The 24,463-nt window shown below is 73.3% G+C and carries 18 protein-coding genes; 5 read left to right on the forward strand and 13 right to left on the reverse strand.

All coding sequences use genetic code 11. The features are described 5' to 3' along the window. Window positions 1-61: 61 nt before the first annotated feature. Both POL25_RS44220 and POL25_RS44225 read right to left on the reverse strand, forming a co-directional pair. Entirely contained in the window at window positions 62-781 is a 720-nt protein-coding gene (locus POL25_RS44220; protein WP_272085880.1) for a metallopeptidase family protein, read from the reverse strand. After that, complete coding sequence (locus POL25_RS44225) at window positions 778-2,262, reverse strand: NlpC/P60 family protein (protein WP_272085881.1); 1,485 nt, start codon at window positions 2,260-2,262, stop codon at window positions 778-780. The genes POL25_RS44220 and POL25_RS44225 overlap by 4 nt, the downstream gene beginning before the upstream one ends. Before the next feature lie 842 nt (window positions 2,263-3,104). On the opposite strand from POL25_RS44225, the gene POL25_RS10860 reads away from it, so the two are divergent. Beyond that, window positions 3,105-4,190: a CapA family protein gene (locus POL25_RS10860; protein WP_272085882.1), complete on the forward strand. Its 1,086-nt coding sequence runs from the start codon at window positions 3,105-3,107 to the stop codon at window positions 4,188-4,190. Window positions 4,191-4,209: 19 nt separating this feature from the next. Here the strand turns inward: POL25_RS10860 and POL25_RS10865 are convergent, their stop codons facing one another. The 6 genes from POL25_RS10865 to POL25_RS10890 all read right to left on the reverse strand — a co-directional run bounded on the left by POL25_RS10865 (window position 4,210) and on the right by POL25_RS10890 (window position 11,813). Beyond that, window positions 4,210-5,013 carry a PPK2 family polyphosphate kinase gene (locus POL25_RS10865; RefSeq protein WP_272085883.1) on the reverse strand — a complete coding sequence of 268 codons (804 nt, stop codon included), beginning with the start codon at window positions 5,011-5,013 and terminating at the stop codon, window positions 4,210-4,212. A gap of 601 nt (window positions 5,014-5,614) precedes the next feature. Next, window positions 5,615-7,303 carry a hypothetical protein gene (locus POL25_RS10870; RefSeq protein WP_272085884.1) on the reverse strand — a complete coding sequence of 563 codons (1,689 nt, stop codon included), beginning with the start codon at window positions 7,301-7,303 and terminating at the stop codon, window positions 5,615-5,617. Window positions 7,304-7,347: 44 nt separating this feature from the next. Beyond that, window positions 7,348-8,739 carry an adenylosuccinate synthetase gene (locus POL25_RS10875; RefSeq protein ID WP_272085885.1) on the reverse strand — a complete coding sequence of 464 codons (1,392 nt, stop codon included), beginning with the start codon at window positions 8,737-8,739 and terminating at the stop codon, window positions 7,348-7,350. A gap of 328 nt (window positions 8,740-9,067) precedes the next feature. Further along, window positions 9,068-9,820, reverse strand: coding sequence for a ferritin-like domain-containing protein (locus POL25_RS10880; protein ID WP_272085886.1), 753 nt, complete (start codon window positions 9,818-9,820; stop codon window positions 9,068-9,070). Beyond that, window positions 9,817-11,022 carry a hypothetical protein gene (locus tag POL25_RS10885; protein ID WP_272085887.1) on the reverse strand — a complete coding sequence of 402 codons (1,206 nt, stop codon included), beginning with the start codon at window positions 11,020-11,022 and terminating at the stop codon, window positions 9,817-9,819. The genes POL25_RS10880 and POL25_RS10885 overlap by 4 nt, the downstream gene beginning before the upstream one ends. 128 nt (window positions 11,023-11,150) lie before the next feature. After that, on the reverse strand, window positions 11,151-11,813 hold the full coding sequence (locus POL25_RS10890; protein ID WP_272085888.1) for an SDR family NAD(P)-dependent oxidoreductase: 663 nt from the start codon (window positions 11,811-11,813) through the stop codon (window positions 11,151-11,153). Between the two features lie 386 nt (window positions 11,814-12,199). On the opposite strand from POL25_RS10890, the gene POL25_RS10895 reads away from it, so the two are divergent. Then, window positions 12,200-13,939: an IgGFc-binding protein gene (locus tag POL25_RS10895; RefSeq protein WP_272085889.1), complete on the forward strand. Its 1,740-nt coding sequence runs from the start codon at window positions 12,200-12,202 to the stop codon at window positions 13,937-13,939. A 125-nt stretch (window positions 13,940-14,064) separates the two neighbouring features. On the opposite strand, the gene POL25_RS10900 is transcribed toward POL25_RS10895, so the two are convergent. The 4 genes from POL25_RS10900 to POL25_RS10915 all read right to left on the reverse strand — a co-directional run bounded on the left by POL25_RS10900 (window position 14,065) and on the right by POL25_RS10915 (window position 18,866). Next, on the reverse strand, window positions 14,065-15,375 hold the full coding sequence (locus tag POL25_RS10900) for a serine hydrolase domain-containing protein (RefSeq protein WP_272085890.1): 1,311 nt from the start codon (window positions 15,373-15,375) through the stop codon (window positions 14,065-14,067). A 316-nt stretch (window positions 15,376-15,691) separates the two neighbouring features. Next, on the reverse strand, window positions 15,692-16,681 hold the full coding sequence (locus POL25_RS10905; protein ID WP_272085891.1) for a DUF5914 domain-containing protein: 990 nt from the start codon (window positions 16,679-16,681) through the stop codon (window positions 15,692-15,694). A 206-nt stretch (window positions 16,682-16,887) separates the two neighbouring features. Continuing rightward, window positions 16,888-17,394 (reverse strand): hypothetical protein, encoded by a 507-nt coding sequence (locus POL25_RS10910; RefSeq protein ID WP_272085892.1) that lies wholly within the window; start codon window positions 17,392-17,394, stop codon window positions 16,888-16,890. A 284-nt stretch (window positions 17,395-17,678) separates the two neighbouring features. Continuing rightward, window positions 17,679-18,866 (reverse strand): lycopene cyclase family protein, encoded by a 1,188-nt coding sequence (locus POL25_RS10915; RefSeq protein WP_272085893.1) that lies wholly within the window; start codon window positions 18,864-18,866, stop codon window positions 17,679-17,681. Window positions 18,867-18,949: 83 nt separating this feature from the next. Here POL25_RS10915 and POL25_RS10920 point away from each other — a divergent pair, with 83 nt between their 5' ends. The 3 genes from POL25_RS10920 (at window position 18,950) to POL25_RS10930 (ending at window position 22,652) form a co-directional block, all read left to right on the forward strand. Beyond that, the gene (locus POL25_RS10920) at window positions 18,950-20,284 is read left to right on the forward strand and encodes a hypothetical protein (protein WP_272085894.1); all 1,335 of its coding nucleotides are present in this window, start codon (window positions 18,950-18,952) and stop codon (window positions 20,282-20,284) included. 40 nt (window positions 20,285-20,324) lie between these two features. Beyond that, a complete protein-coding gene (locus POL25_RS10925; protein WP_272085895.1) occupies window positions 20,325-21,293 on the forward strand; it encodes a hypothetical protein in 969 nt (322 codons plus the stop codon). Window positions 21,294-21,515: 222 nt separating this feature from the next. Then, window positions 21,516-22,652 carry a hypothetical protein gene (locus tag POL25_RS10930; RefSeq protein ID WP_272085896.1) on the forward strand — a complete coding sequence of 379 codons (1,137 nt, stop codon included), beginning with the start codon at window positions 21,516-21,518 and terminating at the stop codon, window positions 22,650-22,652. Between the two features lie 104 nt (window positions 22,653-22,756). On the opposite strand, the gene POL25_RS10935 is transcribed toward POL25_RS10930, so the two are convergent. Next, window positions 22,757-24,013 carry a VWA domain-containing protein gene (locus POL25_RS10935; protein WP_272085897.1) on the reverse strand — a complete coding sequence of 419 codons (1,257 nt, stop codon included), beginning with the start codon at window positions 24,011-24,013 and terminating at the stop codon, window positions 22,757-22,759. Between the last annotated feature and the right edge of the window lie 450 nt (window positions 24,014-24,463).

Genomic DNA, 24,463 nt, shown 5'->3' on the forward strand with positions numbered 1-24,463 from the left:
AAGCGGGGCACCCACGGGCCCACGAGCGGTCAGCGCGAGTCCGCGCGACCTCAGGGGTGGGTCAATCGAGACCCAAACGCTGCATGTCGTCCTCGTCGAGGCCGAAGTAGTGGCCGATCTCGTGGAGGATGGTGACCTCGACCTGCTCGCGCAGCTCGTCCTCATCGGCGAACATCGCCAGCAGGTTGGCGTAGTAGAGGACGATCCGGCTCGGGGCGGCGGCGGCCTCGAGGCCGCGCTGATGGAAGTGGTCGGGGCCCTCGAAAAGGCCCAGGGCGCGCGGGTCGAAGCCGTCCTGCACGAGGTACTTGGCCGGCCGGGCCTCGAGCACCACCGGGACGTTGCCGAGGCGACCCTTGAATTCTTCGGGCAGGTCCTCGAGGACAGCCTCGGCGACGCCGGCGATGAAGCGCTGGTCCTCCTTGGTGCCGATGCCGGCGCCGATGTCGTCGTGGGCGTCGAGCCGGAGGACCTCGAGGTAGTGGCGGATCATCTTCGGGCGCTCTTCCATGGCCTCGTGGACCTGGGCGAGCGCGTGGTGAGCGTCAGCGAACCGCGGGTTGCGCTCGAGGGCGCGGCGGAAGTGCGGCCCGGCGGCCTCGGGGCCCTCGAGCGTCCACACGAGGTCGCCGCGGAAGTAGTGGATCTCGGGGTGGTCGTGCCAGCCGGGACTGGCCTCGCCCAGCAGCTCCAGCGCTTCGGCGGGGTCGTCGGCGGCGACGTCGGCGACGTCGTCGAGGAAGGCGTGGAGGGCGGGATCTTCGGGCGGCCGGGACTTCACGGGCGGGGCTCCAAGGCTGGCGGGGCGAGGACGGTGATCTTGGAGATGCGCTCGACGAAGGCGCCGCGCGAGGTGCCGCGCCCGAGCTCGAGGTCGCTGACGTGCACGCCGTCGACCTTGAGCAGGGTCTCGCGCTCGCCGGCGGGGGCGCCGTCGGGACGGCCGGGGCACGGGACCAGGTACTCGGCGAACGAGTGGATCGCCATCGGCACGCCGGCGTCGTCGCGGCCGAGGTACAGCATGATGTGCCCCGGGAAGTGCAGCAGGACCACGCCGCGCCGGTGGGCGGCGTCGATCCGGCGCAGCCGCTCGGGCTCGGGCAGATCGGGCGCGAGGTCCTCGGCGACGCCGGCCAGCGCCTGGTCGCTGGTGTGCCGCGGCAACACCAGGCCGAGGCCGCCGAACATGTCCATGAGGAAGCGCGAGCAGTCGCGGCCGCCGGCGTAGTCGCCCCAGCCGTAGGGCCGGTGGAGGAACGAGAAGGCCTCGGTCAGCACGGCCCGGCGGGTGAGCGGCCGCTCGGGGGCCGAGACCGCGGCGGCGTCGACGGGCCGGGTGACGACGCCGCCAGGGCCGGCCAGCAGGACCTCGCCGCGGCGCCCGGCGGTCGGGAGCAGGCTGGCGAATGGGACATGTATCTTCGGACCTGCCCGATTCGACATGTCCTCGAGGACATCGAAGTCGCGGGCGGCGCGGACGAACGGGCCGCCGGTGAAGCGGCGCACGTGCTCGGCGGCGATCGGCGGCGAGAGGGCGGCGGTGGCGAGGTCGATCCAGCCCATGACGTAGGGGGTGCGGGCGAGCGCGAGGCCGCCGTCCCAGGCGCGGAGGATCTGCACCGGCTCCTGCGCGCGGGCCATGCTGCACAGGTTGCGGTCGAAGGCGAGGTCGCGGCTCGGGGTGTAGTAGGGCTCGCGCTGGGGCGCGCAGCGGATCGGGATCAGGTCGAGGGCGACGCGCACCTCGGACGGCAGCTCGGCGAAGGCGCCGGCGTCGAGCACGGGGGTGAGCGCTGCGACCTGCGCCGGGGCCATGGCGGCGCCGTCGGGGTTGACGTAGGCGGCCGCGACGAACTTGCCGCGCAGGTAACCGAGGCGGGTGTTGAGGTCGTCGGCGAGGCGCGCGGGGTCGACGGGCGCGAGCAGGTCGGCGCGGGCGCTGGCGCCGAAGACGTCGCGGCGGGCGATCCGGGCGTTGTGGGCGGCGAGCTCGCGGGCGCTGAAGAGCGGGCGGTCGAGGTCGGCGACGGCCGCGGTGCGCGTGAGCCAGTAGTCGAGCTGCTCGTGCTCGGGGCCGGTGCGCGGGAGCGGATCGACGGCGACGCCGTTCGCCGGGCAGGCAACTGCCGGGACGACGGGCTCGGGGGCGGACGCGGCGCTGGCCGGCGGCGGAGCCCGAGGTGCCGGCTCTGGCGGCGGGGCGCCACAGGCGAGCCCGAGGAGGCCGCCGAGGAGAGCACCGCGGGAGAAGGCGGACTGCACGGGCCGCGGAGTGTACGCGAAGCGGCCGGACGAGGAGAAATTCGCGGCCGAGCGAGCACATGCGCGCGGGGCGGAGCACGCGATCGGCCGCCAGGGAGCCCGGCGCGCGAGGCGTGGGCGCGGCCGCGCGAGCGCGAGGGGGCGGGAAAAGCTGGTATGAGGTCGCTGGTGCGCTGCAGCGGGCGACCGGGCGCGAGAGGCGAAGCAGGCGGCTGCGGCAGGGCGGTCGGGCATGTCCTTCGGGATACGCGAGGGGTGAGGCCCGAAGAGAGGGTCTGGTCTTTCGCGCATGTCTCTTCGGACATGCGACGGAACGCGGCGGTGACGCGGGAGACCGAGGTGCGACCGCGTGTCTCTTCGGACATGCGAAGGATCGCGGCGAAATTGAGCTGCAGGCTCTCGGGCGTGACGCGAGAGTACGAGGCCGTGCTGTCGCGAGGTGATTGCTGGTCTTTCGGGTGTGTCGCTGCGGACATGGTCAGCCTCGTGGGCCGGTCGGCGGAGGCGCGCGCGTGAGGCTGTCCTCCGGGCGTGCGGCGCTGGCTCTGGCGCTGGTCTCCGGCTGCGCCGGGCGGCCGCCCGAGGAGCGCGGGCGCACCGAGGCGCGGCCGGGCGCGGGCTCCGGGCAGGTTGCTGCGGAACATGACTCATCGGACATGTCCGAACAGACAGCCTCGGTGACGGCACCCGGCGAAGGCATGAGCGGCCCGCGGCCTCTTGAAAAAGAGTCTGAAAGCACGGGTGCCGCGAGCGACGCGCAGGCTCCGTCGCAGGCAGGCTCGGAGGGCGCGGCGAGCAAGGCCCCTCCCCTGCCCTCGCCGGGGCCGATGCCGGCCGACTTTTTGAAATTTTCCCGGGCGTGCGAGCCGGGCGAGCGGATCGTGGTGGCGGCGGTCGGCGACCTGCTGCTGCACCACGAGCTGCAGATCCAGGCGACAGTGGCGACGAATCGGTTCCGCGTGCTGTGGGCCGGAGTCGAGGACCTGCTGGCGGCGGCCGATCTGACCTACGCCAACCTCGAGGTGCCGCTGGCGGCCGGGGTGCTGCGCTCGGGCGAAGAGGTCGCCGACCCGGGGCTGGTGTTCGACCGCAAGGTCTACACGGCGTATCCGCGGTTCAACGTCCACCCGTCGCTGGCGCTCGACCTGGTGGCGAGCGGCTTCGACGTGGTGTCGACCGCGAACAACCACGCGCTCGACCGCGGGGCGCTCGGGGTCGACAAGACGCTGACGGCGCTCGGCGCGGCCAGGCTGCCGCACACGGGGACGCGCGCGCGCGGCGGGGCCGGGCCATGGCACGCGGTGACGAAGGCGGGCAAGTTCACGGTGGCGTGGCTGGCTTGCACGCTGCACACCAACCAGGTCGCCGACGAGGCGGGCCAGGTGCTGCGCTGCTTCGACTCGCCGACGGCGGTGGCCGAGATGGTGCGCGCGCTGGCGCGGACGCCGGGGATCGACGCGGTGATCGTGACGCCGCATTGGGGCAAGGAGTACGCGCCGACGGCGACGAAGCAGCAGACGGAGTTCGCCCGCCGCTGGGCCGAGGCCGGCGCGACGGCGATCGTCGGCAACCACCCGCACGTGCTGCAGCCGTGGGAGTCGCTGACGACCGGCGACGGCCGCGAGGTGCTGGTCGCCTACTCGCTCGGCAACTTCGTCAGCCACCAGCCGGAGCTGCCCAAGCGCTCGACGGCGATCCTGTACTTCGGCCTCGGCCGGGCGGCGACGGGCCCGGCGTTCGTGACCGGGGCGGGCTATGTGCCGGTGCACGTGCGCCAGACGGGCGACGAGTTCTTCGCCGAGGCGATCGATCGCGTCGGCGGGCCGGCCGACAGCCGCGCGCACGTGGTCGCCAACTTCGGCGCGGCCAACCTGCTGGCCGCCGCGGCGCCGATCGAGGTGACGCCGCAGTGCCCACGACGCGAGTGAGACCGAGCGCGCGGGCCCGTCAGATGATCTTGGTGCCGGCCAGGCCGGGCGGGCTCTTGGGGTACTCGAGGTCCATGCGCTCGAGCTCGCGGACGACGATGCGGGCGACCAGGAAGTTGCGGAACCACTTGCGGTCGGCGGGGATGATGTACCAGGGCGCGTCGTCGGTGGAGGTGCGGACGAAGATCTGCTGGTAGACGGCGGTGAACTCGTCCCAGGCGGCCCGCGCCTTGAGGTCGTGCGGGTCGAACTTCCAGTGCTTCTCGGGGCTGTCGAGCCGCTCCTGCAGCCGCTTGCGCTGCTCGTCCCTGCTGATGTGGAGGAAGAACTTGAGCACGCAGGTGCCGCTGTCGTGCAGCAGCTCCTCGAAGCGGCGGACGTGGTCGTAGCGCGGCTCGACGACCTGCTTGGGCTGCAGCTTCTCGACCGTGGGCACCAGGATGTCCTCGTAGTGCGAGCGGTTGAAGATGGCGACGTGACCCGCCGGCGGGACGTGGTGGTGGATCCGCCACAAGAAATCGTGGGCCCGCTCGAGCTCGTTGGGGGCCTTGAACGCCACGACGTGGGTGCCGAGCGGGTTGAAGCCGCCGGCGACGTGCTTGATCGTGCCGTCCTTGCCGCTGGCGTCGCGGCCCTGCAAGATGATCAGCAGCGACCGCTTGCGCTCGGCGTACAGCCGCTCCTGCAAGTCCTGCATGCGCGTGAGCAGGCCAGGCAGCTCGGCCTCGGCCTCGGACCGCTCGAAGCCGCCGTTGTCGTCGGGCTCGTACCCGCTGAGCTTGGCCCCACCCGCGCCGCGCACCCGGTAGTCGTCGAGATCCATGCGGTGTTCTTGCGCGATCGACGAGGATTGTCCACCCGGGCCGCGAACCCCCCCCGCTCGGAGCGCGGGGACGCGCCCGCGTGAGCAGATCTGACCTCGCGGACAGGTCGAGCGACAGACGCGCGCCGGCGAGAGGGATGTCCCGACGGACAGTTTTTATGAGGGGCGATCGCGTGATGCGAGGCTGGCCTCTCGGACAGGTCATGCGCTGGCGCGTGATGCGAGGCTGGCCTCTCGGACAGTCATGCGCAGGCGCGAACGCATGGTGCGGGGCTGGCCCCTCGGGCAGTCACGCGCAGGCGCGAGCGACCTGTGCGGTCTGGCCTCTCGGACAGGTCATGCGCTGGCGCGTGGTGCGAGGCTGGCCTCTCGGACAATCAGGCGCTGGCGCGAACGCGTGGTGCGGGGCTGGCCTCTCGGACAGGTCGGCGCAGGCGCGAACGCGTGGGGCGGGGCTGACCTCTCCGATAGGTCATGCGCAGGCGCGGAGCCTCGCCCGGCGTCGGCGCTCTGCGATGGTGCCCCAAAGGACATGCCTTTTAGAACATGCCCTTTGGAACATGTCGGATAGGGCATGCTCTTTCGAGCATGCCCTCTCGAGCTAGCGGCGACCGGCCCGGGGCGGGCGCGGGGGGGCCGAGGGGCGCGGGGCCGACGGTCGCGGGGTCGGGCGCGCTTCAGGGCGCGGGCTCGGACGCGGGGTCGGCCGCGACTCGGGCTGCGGCCGCGGGGTCGGACGCGGGCGCGACTCGGGCTGCGGCATCGGCCGCGACTCGGGCTGCGGCCGCGGCCGCGATTCGGGCACGGGGCGCGGCTGCGGGCGCGGCTGCGGGGTCGGCCGCGACTCGGGCTGCGGCCGCTCCGGTCGCGGGCTCGAGCCGGGCTCGGGGAACGGCCGCGGGGTCGGCCGCGTGCTCGGGCCGGGGTCCGGCCGCGGGCTGGGGTCCGGCCGCGTGCTCGGGCCCGGGTCCGGCCGCGGGTCGGGCCGCGAGCCGGGCCGCGGGATCGGCACCGGACGGTCCGGATACGTCGGGTCCGGCCGCGAGCCGGGCGTCGGCCGCGGGATCGGCACCGGACGGTCCGGATACGTCGGGTCCGGCCGCGAGCCAGGCGTCGGCCGCGGGATCGGCACCGGCCGGTCCGGGTACGTCGGGTCCGGCCGCGAGCCGGGCGTCGGCCGCGGGATCGGCACCGGCCGGCCCGGATCGGGGGTCGTGCCCGGGATCGTCGGATCGGGCCGCGTCGGGTCGGGCCGCGTCGGATCGGGCCGCGGGATCGGCACCGGCCGGCCCGGATCGGGGGTCGTACCCGGGATCGTCGGATCGGGCCGCGTCGGATCGGGCCGCGGGATCGGCCGGCCCGGATCGGGGGTCGTGCCCGGGATCGTCGGATCGGGCCGCGTCGGATCGGGCCGCGTGCCCGGATCGGGCCGATCGGGCAACGGCTGGCCGCCGGGCCCGGGCACGGGGCGCGTGCCGGGCGGCGGGACCGGGATCGGCTGGCCGCCGGGGCCGGGCACCGGGCGCGTGCTCGGCGGCGGGGGCGGGATCGGCTGGCCGCCGGGGCCGGGCACCGGGCGCGTGCCGGGAGGGACCGGCTCGGGCAACGGCTGGCCGCCGGGGCCCGGCATCGGCCGCGAGCCCGGGAAATCGGGGCGGTCCGGGTACGGCTGGTCGGGGTACGGGCGATCGGGGTACGGGCGGTCCGGGTACGGCCGGCCGCCGGGGCGCGGGTACGGGCGCACGCCGGGGCGCCCGCCGGGGATCGGCACGACCGGGCGATAGCTGTGGTCGGCGTAGCTGTGGAAGCCGTCGGTGCGCGCGCCGCCCCAGTACCAGCCTGCCCCGTAGCAGCCGTCGGCCCAGCTGTACTGGCGCGCCGGATAGGCGCCGTTCCACACGGAGATCAGCGGCGTGGGCGGGGTCCAGTAGTAGACCCACGTGTGCATCTCCGGGCTGAAGAAGACGAGATGGCCCTCGATGTTGTAGTAGGGCCGCCCGGCCCAGGTGACCCGCGGGTACGAGTCGATGGGCATCGTCGACAGGTGGGTGTATTCGACCAGCTCGAGCTGCTGGCTGTCGTACAGCTCGTAGCCGACGACCGCGCTGGTCCGGGTGCCGCACACCGACTCGCATGTGCCAGTGCTGGTGCTGTGGTACCCGCCGACCGCGGTCACCCGGGTGTCCCGGGCCTGGGGATAGACGCTGTAATAGGTGCAGCCGGAGCTGCCGAGGAGGGCCGCGACGGCTATCGCGGCGAGCGAGAGGAACCGAAACCGAGAACCACTCATGTGTTGACCGACTCTCGAGAATGAAAAACTGTTCATGATCGCCTTCACTTCCCGGCCACGTCTCGGTCCTCGAAGGCGGACCACCCTCGCTGGTCGCCCGCGCGCGGTCCCCAGCCCGCGGCGGCGATCGGGACGCCCAGCTCGAGGGCGACAAAGTCGAGGAATTCTCGGCTTTCAGGGCTATCCGGGCCGTCCCAGCCCGGCAGCCGGCGCCACCGCGGGCGCGCCTGGAGGAGCCCGCGGGTGGCCTCGGCGCGGAGCTCGAGGCTGCCGGTGACCGGGGCGAACTCGCGCACGACGGCGCCGTCGATGAAGACCCAGGCGTCGCAGACGGAGATCTGCCGCCGCCCGGCGAGGCTGTCGAGATGCGTGACGACGAGGCCATCGACGCGACCGGCGATGGCGAGGCCGAGGCGGGCGGCGACGAGGTCGAACCAGCCGACGCGCATGGGGCCCTGCCACGGACCCGGGAGGTTGTGCGGCTCGGGGAGCGCGAGCGCGGGGTCCTCGGCGACGAAGGGCCCGGGGCCGTGGCGGGTGCCGTAGGCCCGCAGGACGCCGAGGCGGCGCAGCGGGGCGCTCGCGGGGACCTCGGCGCACAGGGCCTCGGCCTGGGCGAAGCGCACGGATGAAGGGGTGACGTGGGGGAAGAAGCCGTGCTCGGCGTCCAGTAGCGCGCCGTGGGCCCCCTCGAACACGACCGCGGACGGGTCAGCCGCGAGGGCGGCGCGCAGCTGCTCGCCCTCGTCGACGGCGAGCCGCGCGGCGATCGCGAGGTAGGCGTCGGCGACGACGTCGGCGAGGTCGGGGCGCGCGAGCTCGGCGACGAGCGGGGCGATCGCGGGCACGGAGGCGCGCTCGGCCAGCTGCTCGGCGCGGTCGAGCTTGAGCAGCTGGATCTGCCGCAGCGCGCGGACCAGCGCCGGACGGTCGCCCTTGAGCGCGCCGACGCGGAGGACCACGGCGTGCGGGTTGTGAGCGTCGCGCCAGGCCGGGCCGACGCCGAGGCCGCAGCTGCCGTGGCGATCTGTCCCTCGGGACAGCTCCTCGATGCGGCCGAGCAGGCGGTGGAACGGGGTGACGACGACGCAGCGGACGTCGACGACGAGGCCGGACCAGGGGTCGACGAGGCCCGCCGCCTGCAAGGCCTCGGCCTCGCGCGCCAGCGCCAGCGGCTCGACGAGCATGAAGCGGCTCAGGCAACTGCGCGCCCCGGCGAGCGCGCCGGCGCCGAATTGGGCGAAGCAGTGGACACGGCCGCCGGGGTCGACGACGTGGTGGGCCGCCTGCGGGCCGCCGTTGAAGCGGACCACCAGCGGCCGCCCGCGTCGGCGCGCGAGGGCGTCGACGACGGCGCCCTTGCCCTCGTCGCCGAAGCCGCAGCCGAGGACGGCGACAGGTCCTTCGGGACAGGTTCCAAGTGCCAGGTCACCCACCACGGACGCGCCGGGGCAGGCTGGCACGAGCCGGCCGCGCCGGTCAAGCCGCGCGGCCCCGTGCGCGATCTGGGGCGCCGCGACGGCCAGGTGAACGAGTCTTCAGCGCGAGCGGCGCGGGGGAGCGCAGCGGGACGTCGAAGGGCTGCCTGGCTCTCGGGACATGTCGATGCGGAGACGGCGGCGCGCGAGTCACGGGTAACATGTCTCTCGGGACATGATGAATCGTGAACGGTTCGATAACATGTCCATCAGGACATGATGAATGCGACATGTCCATCAGGACATGTCGCAATCATGCAGCAGGCCATGCTCGCCGCGGCCGCGCTCACGCGCCGTAGTCGAGCGTGCCGCTGACCACCAGCGCCGCGTGGCGCTTGAGCCAGGCCGTCACCGCGTCGCGGTGGTGCAGCTCCTGGACCAGCGGCTCGCGCAGCTTGTGGACCAGCGCGGTCTCGCCGAAGTCGTCGGCGATGTCGACCAGCTGCTCCCACGACGCGCTGTCGACCAGCTCGGCGACCAGGTGAGCGTGCAGCGCCTGCGGCAGGGTCGTGCGTGGGTCGGACACCACCTGGACGATGCCGGCCAGCTCGACGCCCGCGAGGTCGGCCGAGGGCGTGACCGCGGTCGGGTCGGCGCCGAGGTTGATGAGGACGTCCTGCAGCAGCGCGAAGTGGTGGGCCTCGTCGGCGCGGAACTCGGCCAGCTCCGCGAGCGTCGGCCCGCCCTCCCAGCTGCCCTGCGCCTCGCACTTGGCGATCAGCGCGTCGAACAGGCGCACGCCGGTGCGCTCGAACGCGAGGCGCTCGCCGAGCTTGTCGAGCAGCAGGTGGACCCGGTGCCGCGGCACCGGCGTGCCGCCGGCGTTCTCGACCACGCGCAGGCTGGCCGGCGCCGGCATGTGACCGATCAGCCCGACCTCGCCGGCGTACTGGCGCCGCACCTCGGCGAGCGCGCGGGCGCAGCCGGGTGAGCTCGGGGCCTCGCGCGCTCCCTCGACCACGGCGGGTCCGTCGGTCGGCGAGAGGTAGATGCCGGTGCGGTTGAGGGCGAGGTCGGTGGGTCTTTGGACGCGGTTCATGATCCGGTCGCTTTCAGCGGGGGGAGGACGGAGGCGTCGCGGATCCGCGGGTCCGCGAGCTCGGTGCCGGGCGACCAGCGATAGCCGGCGGCCACGGTCTCGGACGGCGAGCCCTCGCGCTCCAGCTGGGCGCGATAGCTCTGGGTGGCCCGCGACTCGGCGTCGCGCGGCACGAACTCGGTGCCCGCGGCCCCGAGCTCGAGCTCGGCGGCCAGGACCTCGCGGATGAACGCGCGCTCGCCGGTGAACGCGAGCGGGTCGCCGAAGCTCGTCGGCACGACCTCGGAGGCGTCGCGCAGCTCGGTCTTCTCGTAAAGCTCGCGGACGAGCCGCAAGTGCTCGATCTCGTAGGCGAGGAAGCGCTCCCACACCGCCCGCACCCGCGGGTTCGTCTCCGACGCGAGGCAGCCCCAGTACAAGTAGACCTCGGCGGCCTCCTGCAACAGCCACCGCTCGAGCCAGGTCTCGGCCGGATCGATCAACGACTCGCACTGCGTGACGTGCTGCTCCTTGACCGAGGCGAGCTCGGCGTAGAGCTGGCGCGCGACCGGGTCGGCGAAGGTCGGGCCGACGTCGAGGTAGTGATCGCGGACCTGGTAGGCGAGGGCGCTGGCGATCCGCGCGTGCAGCTTGGTCGTCGGCGCGGTCGCGCAGCGGTCGTACCAGCGGCGCAGGTCGTCCTCGGGCGCGCGGTGCTGGGTGGCGGTCGGCCGGCCCGGGCGGATGTCGGTGTACGACTGGAGGATCGCGTTGGCGTCGCGGCCCTCGAGGCGATCCATCAGCGCGGCGAGGCGGTAGAGGTGATCGAAGTCCTCGAGCAGGCCGAGGCGCAGCGCCTGGGCGACGTATGGGTCGGGCTCGCAGCGGGCCATCTGGGCCCCGACCTCGACCGCGGCCTGGGCCATGGCGATCGAGCACTCGAGCGGCGACTGGTCGGCGGGCTGCAGCCAGCGCAGCAGCGTGGCCTGGTGGTGCTCGACGCGACGGAGGTCGGCGAGCAAGATCCGGTGCTCGGCGCCGAAGTGCACGGCGGCGTGCTGGAAGCGCACCGCCGCCTGTTCACCGGCGTAGCCGACGATCAGCCGGACGCGCGTGAAGGCCTCGTCGTCGAGCTTGCTGATCGGCTCGCGCACCAGGTCCTTCCACGTGAACACCTGGCGCGCGAGCGGGGTGCCATGCTCTCGCAGCAGATCGAGGGTCATGGCGAGAGGTGTGACCGGGTCGTTCGCTCAGGCAAGCTCAGGCGCGGGCAGGCGACCGCAGACGGCGCGAGCGCCGGAGGTCCGGACCGCGTCCGCGGCGGCGGACGCCGGCGAGGTCGACGCCGCGGTCATCGCGCGCGGCGGTCGAGCAGCTCGCCGCTCATGCCGGCGGCCGCGTCGCTGGCGAGGAACACGAGGTCGCCCGCGCCGAGCTCCGGGTCGTCGTCGGGCACGACCGCGTTGACGCGGACCTTGACGCGCGTGAGGTTGTTGGCGAGCGAGCGCGTGCAGGTGCCGATGGCGGCCCGGATCGCCTCGTCGTCGCGCACCGGGTCGTCGGGCGATCGCGGCGAGGCGGTGTTGACGATGCTCGCACCTGGCCGATCGCGCAGGTACGGCAACAGCCGGCGGGTCAAGAAGAACAGCGAGAAGAAGCTCGGCGGGGCCCGGCGCGCGACCAGGTTGTTGACCAGCACGTCGACGCCGCCGAACCGCGCGACCGCCCCGGCGACCAGCGCCTCGCAGAAGCCCGGGTCGTCGACGTCGCCGCACACGGCCAGGCACGCCCGGCCCTCGCGCTCGACGGCGCGCACCAGCGCCTGGGCGTCGCCGTGGCCCGCGAGATGGGTGAAGACGACGTCGGCGCCCTCGCGGGCGAACCGGATCGCGGCCGCGCGGCCGATGCCGGTGTCTCCCCCCGTGATCAGCGCGACCTTGCCGACCAGAGCGCGGCCCCGCCGGGCCGCCGGCGACGAGGGCTCGCGCGCGCAGGCCCGGCGCGGCGGGTCCACGGCGGAAATTTCGGCGGGATCGTCCATATACGGGTCTTTGGCCGGGGTCCGACGGCCTCGCAAGGAAAAGCGCAGGGGCCTGTGATCCGTTGCGTACCCTCGTGACACTACCTTCCTGCGACGACCGAGCCGGGCGCGGTCGTGCGCCGCACCGGTGGTATTCCGGGCGACTATCCCGGCCATCGTCGAACAGCCGCCCCTATTTTATCTGCGGCTCCGGATCGGCGCTATTCGTATGGGACATGTCCGTTAGGACATGCAAGCGGGATAGACAACTCGCGGCGTATGAGCCCGCGGTCGCTGAGGGACGGGATAACTCACGGACCTCAGCGCCCGCCGCGGATCCAACCCCACGGCGGCCGTTTATGGCCTGCTATCGTGCGGGGATGCGTATCCGTTCGCGGCTCGTCGCAGCGTTCATACTCATCGCCGGCTGCGGCGATTCGACGGCAAACACCGGCACGAGCGAGGGGACGAGCTCGACCGGTGAGCCCTCGTCTTCGTCGTCGACGACGGTCGAGACCCCGACGACCACCGGGACCACCGGGCCAGCTGCGTGCGCGCCCGGTGTGCTCGAATGCGTCAGCGAGACCGAGGTCGCCGAGTGCGGGCCCGACGGCCAGTTCGGCGCGCCGGTGGCCTGCCCCGACGGAGGCGTCTGCGTCGACGGGAGCGGCTGCGTCGGCTGCGAGCCCGGGGCGGTCCGTTGCGAGGGCGACGCGCTGCAGCAGTGCAGCGAGGCCGGCGCGTGGGAGGACCAGCTCACCTGCAGCGCGGCCCAGGGGCTGACCTGCGACGCCGCGGCGATGACCTGCGCGGGCGCGTGCGCGCCGGAGCTGCTGCCCCGGACCGCCTCGGGCTGCGAGTTCTACGCCCTGACCGCGCTGCAGCTGGGCGAGAACGGCTCGATCTTCGCGGTCGTGATCGAGAACCCGAACGACAGCCCGGTCACCGTCACGATCTCGCAGAACGAAGACTTCACGCCGGTGATCGAGACGGTCGACGCCGACAGCTTCCGCGTGATCGAGCTGCCCTTCACGCTGAACCTGTCGACCGCGCTGGTCGGCAAGCTCGAGTTCGACGGGGCCTACCACATCGAGAGCGACCTGCCGGTGCAGGTGGTCCAGTACAACACGTTCAACCTGTCAGCCTCGGCCGACAGCGCGCTGCTGTGGCCGCGGCACACGTGGGGCACCGACTACTTCGTGTCGTCGTACCCGGCGACCGAGGTCCCGAGCGGCTTCTATCACGGGGCGTGGGCGGTGGTCGCCGGCGCCGACAAGCTGTCGGTCGAGGCGACCGCGCTGCCGGGCACCAAGTCGAAGGCCGGGCCGGGCATCGGCGTCGACGGCAGCGGCAAGGCGCCGCTCAACGCCGGCGACGTGCTGCAGATCGTCAGCGACGACGACGGCGACCTCACCGGCACGCGCCTGGTCGCCGACAAGCCGATCCAGGTGCTCGGCGGCCACGAGTGCAGCTTCATGCCGGTGGGCGTCGGCTACTGCGACCACCTCGAGGACATGATGCTGTCGGTGCCGCAGCTGGGCACGGAGTACGTGATCGTGGCCCCGTCGCGGCACAACCCGCCGACGCTGCGCCGCGACCAGGTGGTGCGCGTGGTGGCCAGCGCGCCGAACACCGAGCTGACGTTCGAGCCGCCGATCTTCCCGCCGATGACGATCGCGGGCGCGGGCGAGTTCGTCGAGCTGGGGCCGAGCAGCGAACACTTCGCGCTCGTCAGCAGCGCGCCGGTGCTGGTGACGCAATACATGGTCGGCTCGACCCATGTGGGCGACTTCACCGACCCGGCGATGCTGGTGACGCTGCCGGTGACCCGCTGGCACGGCACGCACTACGTGCACGCCCTGCCCGCCTGGCTCCCGGTCGACGTCGACATCGTCGCGCCCACCGGCGCGACGGTCATGGTCGACGGCGCGCCGGTGGCCGGCTTCCAGGACCTCGGCGACGCGCCCTACCAGACCGCGCACGTCCGCTTCGACGAGGACGACGGGCTGGTCGAGATCGCCGCCGACCAACCGATCTTCGTGAGCGTCTACGCGACCCGCTCGGACGCGCCCGCGAGCAGCTTCTGGCACAGCACCGGCGGCCTGCTCGCGCCCGAGTAGCGGCCCCCAAGGACATGCTCCTCGGAGCATGTCCCCGAGAGCATGTCCAATGTGACATGCTCTTTTGAACATGCTCTTCGGTGCATGACCGAGCGAGCGGGACGAGACCCGCGTCCGATCCGCGTTCACTCGACCCGCGCGCCGACGAACGCGTGACCCCGGAGGTCGCTGGCGGGCGCGTCGACGTCGGCGAACAGGAACGTGAACCCGCCGAGCTCCGGCCGCCCCGCGGCGACGAAGCGATCGTCGCCCGCGTGCTCGAGCCCGACTTCGAACCCGAGCCCCGACAGCCGCAGGCCGGCGCCGTGCGCCGCGATCGTCACGGCCGCGCCGGAGCGATCGGCGCGGTACGTGCCGGCGTAGCGTCCAGCGGGGCCCATCGGCGCAGCAGGCTCGGGCGCCACGTCCAGGACCTCTTGCAGGATGGTGACGAGGGTCGCCCGCAGCGGCACGCCGTCGTTGCTCAGCACCGCGGCGTAGAACCCTCGCTCCGGCACGAAGATCAGGTCGGCCGCGAAGTCCCCGGTCGCGCCGCTGTGACCGTAGATCGCCGGCCCGCCGGTACTTGTCCGCACGCGCACGCCGAGCCCGTAGCGCTCGCCGGGCCGCTCGCCGGTCGGCACCTCCGCAGCCAGCAGCTCGCCGCGCGCCGCCAGCGACAGCGGCGAGCGGCCGGGATCGAAGAGGCCCTGCACCGCCGTCACGAGCTCGGCCGCCGAGACGATCGCGCCGCCGGCGGGGATGGTCCAGCGCGCGGCGCCTGTCCCGAGGGCCAGGTCTTCGACGACGCTGAAGGCCCGGGCCTGTTGGCCGCGCCCGAGGTGGCCGCAGGCGGCACCGGTCTGCAGGGCCCTGTGCGGATCGATCACCGCGTCCCCGAGCCCGAGCGGCGCCAGCAGCTCGTCGACGAGCAGGCGCGAGAACTCGACCCCCCGCAGCCGCGCCAGGGCGGCGCCGACGAGCGCGTAGCCGTCGCTCGAGTAGCTCCACAGCGCCCCGGGCTCGCGCCACAGCGGCCGCTCGCCGAGCCCGAGCAACCAGTCGGCGCCGAGCTCCAGCGGCGACGGGTCGGGCACGCCGGCGGTGTGCGTCAAGAGCTGCCGCCAGGTGATCGCCGCGGCCCGCTCGTCGACCCCCGCGGCCAGCTCGGGCAGCACGCGCGTTACCTCGTCGTCGAGCCCGAGGCGCCCGGCGTCGACCTGCCGCAGCACCAGCGCCGCGGTCCACAGCTTGGTGATCGAGCCGACGCGAAAGCGCGTGGTCGCGGTGACGGCCTGTCCTTCGAGACAGGCGCTGCCGGCGGTGGCGACGAACGGCGCGCCGTTACCCTCGACGATCGCCAGGCTCGCGCCGACCCCCGCGAGGTTGTGATGCTCGGCGCAAAAGGCCGCGACGATCCGGGCGTAGCGCGCCGGCGCGCCGGCGTTGCGCCGCAAGCACGCAGCCCGGCGATCGTCACCGGGCCGCGAGGTCGCATCCTCTCCTCGCGCATCGGAGCCCGCAGGCGTCGCATCCTCTCCTCGCGCATCGGAGCCCGCAGCCGTCGCATCCTCTCTTCGCGCATCGATCCCCGTGCGCGTCGCGTCGTGCGCATTACCCTCGGCGTCCGACTGCCGCGACGCCGCCTCCTGGCGCCCATCGATCGACGCGTCGCTCGGGCCTTGACCCGACGCCCTCTCCGTAACCCCTGGCTCGCCGCACGCGAGCAGGAGCGCGCACCCGCCGGCCCGCGCGAGACGCATCGACGCGCCGCTACTCCGCCTCGCCGCGGATCGTCCGCAGGCGCACGGGGGCGCGGGCGCGCTGGCGGAAGCGACGCTCGGCGTACGCGACGTCCTCGACCCACAGCCGGGCCGCGCGGGCCTCGATCATCGGGCGCACCAGCCGACCGAACCCGAGCGCCCACCTGAAGCCGGGCCGATCCGACGTCGCAAGCGTCGCCTCGATCACCGCGCAGCGGCCGGGCCCGAGCGGGGTCGCGTGCGTCTCGACCACCGAGCCCACGCCCTCGCCGCCGACGATCGTCATCACGATCGTGCGTGGGTCGGAGCAGTGGAAGGTCGCGTCGACCTCGACCGCCAGCGGCCCGAACAAGCGGTAGGCCACGCGCACCAGCAGGTGGTCGGGCTCGTCGGCCAGGACCTTGAGGCGGGCGAACGAGTGCGGGTGGTAGTGCGCGCCGTGCCACGGATCGAGGCGGTTGGCGAGGATGTCCGAAGGGTCACATTCGGCCTCCATCCGCACCACGCCGGCCAGGAACCGGTCCGGGCGCGGGGCCAGGATCGGCGCCGGCGTCCTCGCCTCGGCGCCGGCATGACCTGTCTCTTCGGGCATCTGCACCCACACCAGCACGCCGTCGTCGTGCGTCGCCAGCGGACGCCAGCGGCCGTGCGGCTCGTCGCCGAGCTCGAGCCCGTGCCACGGACAGACCAGGTTGTCGTTGCGGACCTTCGCGCAGGCCAGCGACGCGCCCATGTGCGGGCACGCCTCGGGCGCCGCGCGCACGCTGTCGTCGCGGGTCCGCCACAGCACCAGCTCGTGGCCGTCGATGGTATAGGCGCGCGGAGTGCGAACGATCTGCTCGCGCGCGTCGACGGCGAACCAGCCGCCGCCGGGCAGCGCCAGCGCCCGCTGCAGCGCCTTCTCGATCCGCGCGGGGTTGGCCTGCACCCAATCGGGCGCCTCGCTGTGCGCCTCGCCGGGCGCGGCGGGAGGAGTGCCGAAAGTGTAGAGGCGCGTCATCGGGGCGGCAGGGAGCGCCAGTGTACTACGGGTCCGCTCGTCCCGCACGAACGCCCGGCGCGAGGGCCCGCCCCGCGCCTCGCCGCGAGCGCGTGCGAGACGTCGAGATCGAGCGGCGATCGCGGACCGAACGCCGAACCAGCACGGCCCCGCGGACCGGTGCAGGTCCGCGGGCACGCACGAAGCTTCGAGCGCCTCCCGCCGCGCTACCACACCGCGAAGGCGCTGCAGCTCAGGGCGTCCAGCGAACCCCCGTGCGTCAGCGGGACCGACTTGGTGGAGTTGTTGGCGATCGGGCCGGTGGTATAGCCGGTGTAGGGCGCCGGGCTGCCCCAGTAGTGCTGGACCGTGTACGAGATGATGGCGCCGGCCGGGATGCCCCCGGGCACCGCACAACCCTCGGAGGACAGGGTCGAGAGCCGGGCGTCAAAGTTGAAGATCGACGGGGAGGTGATCGTGCAACACAAGGGGACGAAGCCCTCGGCGACGTCGGGGCGGTCCGTCAGCTCGGCGAGGTCGTGGTCGGCGAGGCCCTCGGCGGCCTCCTCGGCCTCGGCGTCCTCCGCCGCGAGCTCGAGGTCGTCCTCGCCCAGGCGGGCCAGCTCGGCCTCCTGATCGGGGTCGTCGCAAGCGACGGCGAGCAGCATGCCCGGGAGGGCCAGCGCGAATGACGTGCGGTAGACAAAGCGATGGATACGCGATGTGATGGTCATGATGATCTTCTCTGTTTGCCGATACATGAGCGCGCCCGTCCGGGCTCCACGCGGTCCCGCGTCTCGTCGCGCCCGATCGGCTAGGTGTCCGCGGCCTGCGGACCAATTGCGGCGACTTCGAAGTTTCCTGCGGCACCGTCGGCGCATTCGTATGAACGGCGTCAAGAGCGTCTCGCAGCATTCTGCGGCGACGTACGCGGTGTCCGAGTCGACCGATTCCCCGCCGTCACCGCCAATGCGACGACTCGGGGTCCGCGCGTCCCAGGTGATCCCCGGACGCGCCGTCAGGTCGCCGCGCGCAGCCACAGCGAGCGCGAACGCAGCACCGCCGCCGTCATCTCCGCCATCGGCGACGCCAGCATCACCCGCGGGTAATCGAGCGGCCCCGCGTGGTCGCTGAGGAAGCGACACAGCAGGTCCGGCGGCAGGCGCTCGAACAGGTCGACGAACAGCGGCGGCCCGCGCCCGGGGGCGCGCTGCAGGTGCGCCAGCAGCACCCGGTCCATCGCCACCGCCGCCGCCGGCCGGGGCGCGGGCACCCGCGGCGGCGCACCTGGCCTTTCGAGCAGCTCGTGCGCCAGCAGCTGCGAGCTGCGCTGGATCGCCTGGAACGCGTAGCCGGTCGAGCCCTTGGCCAGGCCGCCGCGCAGGCCGAGGTGGATCACCCGCGGGCTGTCGCGCAGCGCCGCCGGCCGGCTCGTCATCGCGATCGCCCCGCGCTCGCGCCAGCGCACGGTCGGGTCCGTCAGCCCGTAGCGACTTCGCAGGTAGCCGCGCAGGTCGTCCTCGTAGGTCGCGTCGGGCAGGCTCTCCGGCGAGATGTACGTCGTCTCCACCAGCGCGCGGGTCGACGTGAACGGCAGCACGTACATGAAGTGGATCCCGCGCGCCTGGTCGACCGCGAAGTCCATCACCGTCGGGACCTCGGGGTCGAACACCGGCGCCGGCGCCTCGACCTCCCAGCCGACGAAATGCTGCAGCAGGTCGACCTCGTCGCCGCCGGGCGCGGGGGCCGGCGCCGGTCGGCTGTCGAACACCAGCCGCGCGCGCACCACCTCGGCGTCGGTCACCACCTCGCACCCGTCGCCGACCTCGCGGATCGCCCGCACCGCGCAGCCGCGGCGCAGCTCGATCTCGGGGAACTCCGCGAGTGTCCCGAGGGCCATGTCGTAAAAGACATCCGACGGCACGTGCTCGTAGGGGTGCCGCGTGGTGCCGCGGACCAGCGAGCGCTCGGCGTCGGCCACGCGCCAGCGGGTCCAGCGGTGGCGGACCGCCGCCGCGAACGGGTGGTCGACGAAGCGCCAGTAGCACCACGTGCGGTCGCGGGCGTGCCGCGCGCGCGGCTCGATCAACACCATCCGCGGGCAGGCGACCTGGCGGCGGCGGGCCTGCAGGGCGATCTGCACCGCGAGGCTGAGGCCCGCACAGCCGGCGCCGGCGATCACGTAGTCCGCGCGCACTGGCGGCATCTATGGCCCATGCGGGCGCAGATCTCAAGCCGCGGCGATCTCCGCGAGCACGGCGCACGGGCCTTCATGATAACGTCGGCCGCATGCGCGACCTCCGGCTGCTCCGCCGACGCCTGCACACCGCCCTCACCTCGGGGCTCCTGCTCGCCGCCTGCGGCCCGGCCCCCGCGCCCGCCGAAGCCACCAAGCCCGCGCCGGCCAAGGCCGCCACGCCCGAGCCCACGCCCGCCAAGGTCGAGCCCGCTCCTGTCGTCGCCGACGCCGCGCCCGCCGGCCCGCAGTACCCGGCGCGCACCGGCATGGACCCGTACGACCCTGACGGCCTCGAGGAAGAGGGCTGCAACAACGGCGACTGGTGCGGCCCGCCCACGGCCGCCGAGAAGTTCCGCGCCCCCCAGGCGACCGACGAGATCGGCTGTCCCACGCGCCTCATCGGCCGCCCCGACCCGGGCGACAGCGCCAAGGAGAAGGTCTTCAAGGGCCTCTCGATGAACCCGATGATGATGGGCCGCCTGCGCAAGATCGCCACCGACGACAAGCGCAAGGCCAGCGGCGACGGCGAGGTCTGCTGCTACCACTGGTTCGACTACTGCAGCGGCCGCCCGCTGCTGGCCGGCAGCGACGACGCCATGCTCGCGCCGGTCCTGCCCGGAAGGACATGGCTCTCGGAGCATGTCCCTGAGGACATGCTCGGAGGGCCAGACGCTGAGCAGCGCGCGCTGCTGGCCGCCGCCTGGCTCGTCGACGCCCAGATGGAGCACGCCTCGGTCGCCGCGTTCGCCCGCGCCGCGCTCGAGCTGATGGCTGTCGGCGCCCCGCCCGAGCTGCTGAGCGGCTGCGCCGAGGCCGGGCTCGACGAGGTCCGGCACGCGCAGGCCTGCTTCGCCCTCGCGGCCGCGTACGGCGGCGTCGCGCTCGCGCCGGGCCCGCTGCCGCCGGTGCAGCCCCGCGCCGGCGGTCTGGTCGCGCTCGCCTGCGACACCTTCCGCGAGGGCTGCGTCGGCGAGACGATCGCCGCGCTCACCGCGCTGCGCAGCCGCCGCGACTGCGAAGCCCCGGCCGCCGAAGTCGCGCTGGCGAGCATCGCCGCCGACGAAACCCGCCACGCCGAACTCGCCTGGGCCACGGTCGCCTGGGCCATCGACGTCGGCGGGCCCGAGGTCGCCGCGGCCGTGCGCGCCGTCGCGGCCGAGCTGCGAGCCGCCGCGTTCGTCGACGAGCCGTGCGCGCGCGAGCCCGACCTGCGGAGGTTCGGTCGCCTCGGTCCGCAAGCGCGGGTCGATACCCGCCGCGACGCGTGGACCGGCGTCCTCGATCGCATGTTGAAGCTGGTCCTCGAGGATCTCGAGGTCGAGGGCGATGACCCTCGGCCGGCTCACGCCGAAGCCGCAGAGCCCGCCGTTACCTTGCGCGCCTGAGAAATTGCGACGCGCCGCCGCCCCGCCCTATGATCGCGGGATGGCCCGCCGCTTCTCGTTCCTCGCGCTCGTCACCCTCGCGGCCTGTGCCGGCGGCGAGGACGTGACTCAAAGTTCAGGTTTCGGCGGCTCGTTTCCACCGCCGACCACCGCGTCGCCGACCACCCAGGGCATGTCGGGCACCTCCGCGCCGACCACCGACGACGACTCGGCCGGCACCACCGACATGATCCGGCCCGACTTCGGCGACGAAGCGCCGACCACCGACGACGCGCCGACCACCGGCCCCGTCGATCCGTCGGGCACCAGCGATCCGAGCACCACCTCCACCACCGAGCCGGCGACGTCCTGCGGCGACGGGGCGATCGAGCCGCCCGAGGAGTGCGAGGGCGCCAACGTCAACGGGCAGACCTGCCAGGGCCTCGGCTTCAACGGCGGCGTCCTGACCTGCGCCGCCGCGACCTGCACGTGGGACAAGAGCCAGTGCCTGAGCGAGTCGTGCGGCGACGGCACCAAGAACGGCGGCGAGGAGTGCGACTGCGGCGCGCAGGGCACCCAGTGCTCGGCCGCGCAGCTCGGCAACCTGGTGTGCGCGCAGTTGGTCGCCCCGGCCAATGGCAACTACCACGGCGGCACGCTGACCTGCGGCAGCCCGCAGAGCTGCCTGTTCAACAAGACAGGTTGCTTCTGGTGCGGCGACGGCGTGCGCAACGGGCCCGAGTCGTGCGAAGGCGGCGACCTCGGCGGCCAGACCTGCAACGGCCTCGGGTTCAGCGGCGGCTCCCTGAGCTGCAACGCCAACTGCACCCACAACACCGCCGGCTGCGTCAACATGGTCTGCGGCGACGGCGTGTGCAGCGGCGGCGAGGACGACTGCAGCTGCCCGCAGGACTGCCCCGAAGACCCGTACTCGTGCTCGGACTGCGAGTGCGGCGGCTTCAGTGGCGCCTGCGCCTGCGACCCCGATTGCTTCTTCTACGGCGACTGCTGCATCGACGGCCCGTGCTGACCGCGAGTCGCATGCGACCGGCGCCGCGAGCGTGACGAGCGTCGAGCCGCCCCGGCGAGGGCCGGCTGTGACCACGAGCGTCACGAGACTCGCTTCGAGGCGATCGAGCCACGCGCAGTCGCAGTGCGGACATCGGCTTCGCGGTCCGTGTCCGCCCACGCACCATTCTTGCCGGCTGTCGCACGGATGCTATCGTCGGCTCGCGTACGAGGGGGATCTGTCATGCGTCCATTCGCTCTGTTCAGCCTGACCTTCGCGACAGCGGCCCTGCTCGGCTTCGGCCCCGCCCGCGCCGCCGCCCCGGCGAGCGAGACCTGCTTCGCCGGCTGCACCGCGCCGGGCCTGTCCGCGGACGACCAGGCCACGTGCCGCCTCCAGTGCGCCCGCCTGGCCGAGTCCGCGACGGCGACCCCCGCGGCCAAACCCGCGACCCCGCCTGCAACCGCCCCTGCGGCCGGGTCCGCTGCGACGCCGCCCGCCGCCCGACCTGCCACCCCGCCCGCGTCTTCGCCCTCCGCGTCTCCGCCGCCGCGCGCGGCTCAGCCCGCTCCCGACCCCGCACAGCAGCGATTTTTGTGCGAGTCGCAATGCGAGCGCGAGGCGACCCCGGGCGACCGCGCCACCTGCCGCCTGCATTGCGGCCAGACCTACCGCGCCCCGCAGCCGGGCGCGCCGGTGTCGAGCACCAGCGTCGGCGGCACGACGACCTACAGCTTCGCCCCCGGCGGCGGCTCGGTGCCGGTGACGACGACGCAAGGCCCCGCCTACACCCCCGCGCAGCCGGGCACCACGGCGGCCACGTACAACCCTCAGGCCGCGCAGCAACAGCAGCAGCAGATCGCCGCCTGCCAGTCCACCTGCGACCGCGAGGCCTCGGCGACCGACCGCGCCACCTGCCGCAACAACTGCGGCGCGGTCGGCACGGTGGTCGGCCCCGCGGCCCCGAGCCAGTGGGTCCTCGGCCCGGCGCCGACCATGACCGACGCCGAGCAGCGCGCCGCGGTCATCCGCTCGTCGAACGGCGTGGTCCAGGGCGGCGCGCCGCGCCCGGTCACCGCGGCCCCGAGTCAGCCCGGCCCGCGTCCGGCCGCCGGCCCGACCCCCACCCCGGCGACCCCGGGCCAGGCCACCTTCACCGTCCCCGCCCAGCCGCAAAACCCCCACTGCGCCGCCCATGCCCAGAACTGCAAGGTCAGCTGCGCCAGCGAGCAGACGACCTGCAGCAACCAGTGCGACGGGGGCAAGATGTCCGAGACCGACCGCGCGACCTGCAAGCTGACCTGCACCGGCGCCGGCGACTCGTGCCGCGACGACTGCCGCATGAAAGAGGCCGCCTGCAAGCCGGCCGTGTACCACTGAGCGATCGCGGCTGTCCATGCGGACATGCCCTAAAGGACATGTCCGGCGCGCCATGACCATTCGGACATGCCCCCATGAGCATGTCCACTATATAAAAAGAAATTTCAGCCGGGGATCGGCACGTCGCAGCCGAACACCACGTCGACGTCGTCGACCAGCCCGTCCTTGAGCGCGTCGCAGGCGGTGCCATGGAAGGTGATCGTGTTGGTGCTCGGGTCGTACGTCCAGCCGTTGCCGGCGTCGTTCGGCAGCCCCGGGATCATGTCCTCAAAAAACACGTAGATCTCGCTCGGGTCGTCCGGCACGGTGTCGAGCTCGAAGGTGCACGAGACCACCGCGCCGGCGATCGCCTCGAGCGCCGCCTCGAGCGAGGCCGGGTTGTTGGCGTTGTAGGGCATGCCCGTGCCGCCGCTCGTGGCGATCTCGGCCAGCGAGCCGAGGATCCCGTCCGAGAACCCGACCGCGTAGGTCGGCACCGAGATCGCCTGCGCGAACAGCTCGGCGGCCGCGGACGGCCCGTCGTTGGGGTCCTGGCACTCGCCGCTCTCGTTGCCGTCGGTGATCAGCAGCACCGCGTTGCCGCGCGTCGGGTCCTGGATCTGCGGCTCGCCGACCAGCGCCTTGAGCGTATTGCCGGTGCTCGTCTCCGGGTCGCCCGAGTCGCACAGGTAGCCGTTGCCCTTGTCCGCCAGGAATTGCTGGATCGCCCCGCCGTTGAACTCGGCCAGCGGCACCACGATCGTGCCGGCCGAGCAGCCGTTGCCGACGCACGCCGAGTAGGTCACGAGCCCGAACCGGATCTCCTCGTTGAAGGTCGTCACCAGCTTGAAGATCGCGTCCTTCGCCACCTCCCAGCGGTTCTTGTCCGAGTCCTGGACGTCGCCGTCCATGCTGCCGCTGCGGTCGAGCACGATCATCACGTTGGGCACGACCTGGGTCAGCGCGAACTCCTGGGCCCCACACTCCCCGCCGATCTCGCACACGCCGTCGTTGCAGGTCTGGCCGCCGTCGCAGTCCTCGTCGAACACGCAGCCGCCCGCCGGCAGGCACTGGCCCGACCACGAGCCGCAGTGCTGGCCTTCGGGACAGTCCTGGTCGCCGCTGCAGCCCGGGCCGCCGGTGGTCGTCGGCGCGCTGGTCGGCGAGCCGCTCGGGTCGACGCTGGTAGTCGCGTCGCTGTCGCCTCCGGTCGTCTCGCCGCCCGTCCCCGCCGTCACGCCGGTGGCGCCGCTCGCCCCCGTGATGCTGGTCGGCGCGGTCGCCCCGGCCGTGGTCTCGCCGTCGTCGCCGTCGTCGCCGCAGCCCACGACCAGCGCTCCTGCCACCAGCCAACTCGAGATTCGACCCGTCCGCGCGTGCATGACCGACTCCTCCGGCGCGACTGGCGCCAGAATCGCCTCTTACCGGAGCGCGCGCACAGGTGTCAATCAGCCGTCCTCCGACGCACAATCCCCCATCCCGGCGCGCGGCTCAACGGCCCAGCTCGCTTCGCAACGACATGTCCCCGGGGACATGTCAGCTTCTCGCCGACCTCGGCCGCGCCGGTCCAGCTCGCTCGCCGCGACATGTCCCCGGGACAGGTCATCCTCTCGCCGGCCTCGGCAGCGACGGTCCAGCTCGCTCGCCGCCCATGTCTCCGGGAACAGGTCATACGCATCGCCGGCCTCGGCACGCGACGCCCTGACCCCTCCTTTCGGACATGTCCCCGAGGACAGGCGCACTCTCGCCGAGTCGGAAGGCATGCCGCCCGCCCCCGGCAAAGCGAGCGCGAGCGTCCGGCATTTCCGAGCTTGCCGCGATCGGCAAGCCGA

Source organism: Nannocystis bainbridge (genome assembly GCF_028368995.1).
Lineage (GTDB): Bacteria > Myxococcota_A > Polyangia > Nannocystales > Nannocystaceae > Nannocystis > Nannocystis bainbridge.

Bases quoted from the DNA above. Each gene is read 5' to 3' on its own strand.
- POL25_RS10920 (WP_272085894.1), top strand. From the start codon at position 18,950: ATGCGCGACCTCCGGCTGCTCCGCCGACGCCTGCACACCGCCCTCACC.
- POL25_RS10905 (WP_272085891.1), bottom strand. From the start codon at position 16,681: ATGACGCGCCTCTACACTTTCGGCACTCCTCCCGCCGCGCCCGGCGAG.
- POL25_RS10895 (WP_272085889.1), top strand. From the start codon at position 12,200: ATGCGTATCCGTTCGCGGCTCGTCGCAGCGTTCATACTCATCGCCGGC.
- POL25_RS10930 (WP_272085896.1), top strand. From the start codon at position 21,516: ATGCGTCCATTCGCTCTGTTCAGCCTGACCTTCGCGACAGCGGCCCTG.
- POL25_RS10865 (WP_272085883.1), bottom strand. From the start codon at position 5,013: ATGGATCTCGACGACTACCGGGTGCGCGGCGCGGGTGGGGCCAAGCTC.
- POL25_RS10910 (WP_272085892.1), bottom strand. From the start codon at position 17,394: ATGACCATCACATCGCGTATCCATCGCTTTGTCTACCGCACGTCATTC.
- POL25_RS10885 (WP_272085887.1), bottom strand. From the start codon at position 11,022: ATGACCCTCGATCTGCTGCGAGAGCATGGCACCCCGCTCGCGCGCCAG.
- POL25_RS10925 (WP_272085895.1), top strand. From the start codon at position 20,325: ATGGCCCGCCGCTTCTCGTTCCTCGCGCTCGTCACCCTCGCGGCCTGT.
- POL25_RS10915 (WP_272085893.1), bottom strand. From the start codon at position 18,866: ATGCCGCCAGTGCGCGCGGACTACGTGATCGCCGGCGCCGGCTGTGCG.
- POL25_RS10870 (WP_272085884.1), bottom strand. From the start codon at position 7,303: ATGAGTGGTTCTCGGTTTCGGTTCCTCTCGCTCGCCGCGATAGCCGTC.
- POL25_RS10880 (WP_272085886.1), bottom strand. From the start codon at position 9,820: ATGAACCGCGTCCAAAGACCCACCGACCTCGCCCTCAACCGCACCGGC.
- POL25_RS10935 (WP_272085897.1), bottom strand. From the start codon at position 24,013: ATGCACGCGCGGACGGGTCGAATCTCGAGTTGGCTGGTGGCAGGAGCG.